At 37.1% G+C, this 3,661-nt stretch carries 1 protein-coding gene; it reads right to left on the reverse strand.

The features are described from left to right. Positions 1-3,661: hybrid sensor histidine kinase/response regulator (locus tag AC1DPQ_RS21255; RefSeq protein ID WP_477610795.1), on the reverse strand; the 3,661-nt coding region annotated here is incomplete at both ends.

The raw sequence follows: 3,661 nt of genomic DNA on the forward strand, positions 1-3,661 counted from the left end.
CTCATATGCTTACTTAAGTCCTCAACAGACAACTCAGGTTTATCAAGATTTGCATCAATATAAGGCAATACTTCGTTAAGGAATTTAACATCTGTAGATTCGATTTCTATTTCCGGTGCCTGAATACTGATCTGTCTGGAATAAGTTTTCTTAAACGTTTGATGAAGCGTGAGCAGATTCTTTATTTTTGAATGTAAGATTTCAAAATTAAAGGGCTTGGTCATGTAATCATTCGCTCCGGTTTCTAAGCCTTTAAGCTGCTCTTCTTCAGCAGTTAAAGCTGTTAGTAATATGATCGGGATATGTTTGGTCCTGTCATCCGCTTTCAGTTTTTTACATAATTCAGTGCCATTCATTTCCGGCATGTTTATATCTGAAACAATAAGATGAGGATGYARTGCAAGSGCCTTTTGCCAGCCTTCCTTACCATTYGAKGCCTCTWCKATYTTATAAAAARMCCTYARGTTATCTTTAAGGTAAAACCTAAAATCCTCRTTATCTTCAATTAACAAAACAAGAGGCACATTTGTTATGCAGGTATCCATCTCAGAAMACTCACTTTCATCCTTTTTTCCATCGGAACATAATTGTTTTTCAGTGGTTATGGAGCTGTCATAGGCATGTTCATTACTTTTTGTAAGCGGTATGCCTATAATGGTTTCATTTGATTCTGCATATGGCAATTCAGCATATTTAACATCATTTTGCTCCTGCACCGAAATTGAACTGGAAGCGAGTCTTAGGTGTACGGTAAAACAAGTTTCTAAACCCGGTTCACTTTCTACCAATATTTCACCTCCGTGCATTTTCACAAACTCTTTGGTGATGGACAAGCCAATTCCTGATCCCTGGTTAAGGATGGATGAGGATGTTTCATTTTGAAAAAACCGTTCGAAGATCATTTCCTGCCTATCTTTTGGTATCCCAATTCCTGAATCTATCACTTTTATCTCCAATGAAACCCAGCCATCTTCTCCCTGATGCGGCAGCTTTTGTAATTCAACACTTATGGCTCCTGCTGATGGCGTAAATTTAAATGCGTTTGAAAGTAAATTGAACAATATCCGTTCAATCTTATCGTGATCAAACGATACATATAGATTTTCAACAGCACTTTTAAAAGCAAACTTGATCTGCTTGCGCTCTGCCAGATCATAAAATGAGTCTGTTGCATCTTTAATAAAGGATACAATTTCGCCATCGCTCTTATGTAATTGCAATTCCTGCTCTTCCATTTTACGGAAATCGAGCAACTGGTTTACCAGGTTTAATAAACGCTTTCCATTCCTTTTAATCATGGCCAGCTGACCGTAACGTCCAGTTTCTTTGGTCTCAATTAATAGTTTATCCACAGGAGCAAGAATCAATGAAATAGGCGTTCTGAATTCATGGCTCAGATTTGTTAAAAATTTAATTTTCAATAAATCCAACTCACGCAATCTTTCAGCTTCTTTCCGGTCCTGTTGTCGTAATTGCAACGCTTGAATTCTCTCCTGCTCCTGTAATTGCCTGGCCTGGATCCTTTCCTGCTCTAAGGCAAATTCCTTCCTTAACTTTTTGATCCCTCTATTCCGGATAAACAGGAGTGAAAAGCCAATTGCTAAAATATACAGTATATATGCCCATGTGGTTCGCCAGAAAGGAGGTAAAATGGTAATTTTCAAGTGCGACTCTGCCAGTGGTACAGGATCGTTTCCGTTAAAAGCTTTTACATGAAAGGTGTAATTTCCGGGATCAAGATTTGTAAAAGTGGCCTTACGCATTTCTGCAGGAACTGTAAGCCAATGTTTATCGAATCCTTCTAAATTGTATTTATAAGTTATTTTGCTGTGGTTAATATAATTGAGCAATGCAAATTCGAGTGAAAAGATGTTTTCTTTATAGGTAAAGGTTAAATTTTCGAGTTCTGTTATTGTTTTTGGCAAAATAATATGGCCGTTAATACTTTCTCCAACCTGTATGTTATGGTTAAACATTTCTAAGCCCGTTATTACCAGTATTGAAGGATACTGCTCCTTAGTAATTTGGCCCGCCCTAAAAATGTTGAAGCCGTTTGCCCCTCCAAAAATCAGTTCACCGGCTTTTGTTTTGTATACAGCATTCATATTAAATGTGGGCCCCTGCAATCCGTCGGCCTCATTGTATTTACTGTATATAAATCTATAATTTCCCCCTTCAGCAACCACGGAGATCTTGTAAAGGCCTTTTTGCGAACTATACCAAATATGATGATTTTCATCTTCAAGCAACTCCAAAACAGCACTTTCGGGCAGCCCGACTTCCTCGCTTAAATTATTAAAGGTTTTTGTTGCAGGATTATATATACTTATACCCTCACGGGTGCCTATCCACATCCATCCTCTGCTATCTTCGATAATGGAATGTACATTACCGGGTATCAGGCTGTTCGTATCCTTACTGTTATTAATTAAATGGGTAAATTTAAAGGTTTTGGGATCCAGCATACTAACTCCACGGGTAGTACCAATCCAGATTCTTTTAAATTTATCTTCATATAAACAATTAATGATATTCGAATTTAGTGTGTTCTTAACTGTCGAATTAAAGTGCTTAAAGGTTTTGGTATTCTGGTCAAACAGGTCCAATCCACTACTTAAAGTACCAACCCAAAGCCTGTTGGATGAATCTTCTAATAGGGCATAAATGCGATTATCTGAAAGGCTGGAAGGATCTGTAGTATGCTTATAGTGGGTAAATTTAGTTCCGTCAAAAGAATTAAGTCCGCCTAAATAGGTTCCAATCCACAAGAGGCCCGAATGATCGATGTAAAGGCTTACAACAACATCACTACTTAAAGAGTTATTGTTGGCAGGATTATTACGATATGCTGTAATTTCGCCTGTGCTTCTGTTTAAATACAGCAAACCCGTGCCGTTTGTTCCAATCCACAAATTCCCCTTATTATCTTCCGCAAATGAATTAACGTCTTTATATATCGTATTTTTCCCTGTTAAATACTCATTTCGCGGAAACTTAAAGATGCTTTTATGATAGTAACAGATCCCTTTTTTAAAGGTGCCAATCCAGATTATTCCGTTATTGTCTTTGTATAAGGTAACAATGCTGTTCTGCTTTAATCCCCTGGGGTCATCTTCTTTACTTAAAATATAACTTATTTTGTTGGTTAGCTTATTTAAGATATTAATTCCACCATGATCGGTCCCGATCCAGATATTTCCATCATCTCCCTCTATAATGGAACTTACATTATTCGAACTGAGGCCTGAATGATCCGGCTTCTTTCCAAAATAACGGAAAGTGTTACTTTTTTCATTAAGATAATACAAGCCGAAAGGGTTACTTATATTATAAATAAAAATATTGCCTCCAGAATCGTGGCTGAGGTGGAAATCGCTTAACTGACCTCCAAAACGTTTGTTTATTGCAAAATACCTGTTTGTTACCCGCTGTTCTTTCAGGTTAAACTTATCAAGAACGCCGTTGGTATAAACAACCCACAAATTACCTTTCTGGTCATCCAAAAAATAGCTTATTTCGTTAGTGTACAAGGAGTTTACTATTCCATTTTTATGCGCATACCTGGTGGTTGTATTACTTTTCGCATCATAACAAAAAATGCCTTGATTTTCAAGGTGGAAATAATACTTTCCCTTATTATTGGTTTGTATCTCTTTAAGGT

It is taken from the genome of Pedobacter sp. 01T416_2 (genome assembly GCF_056398925.1).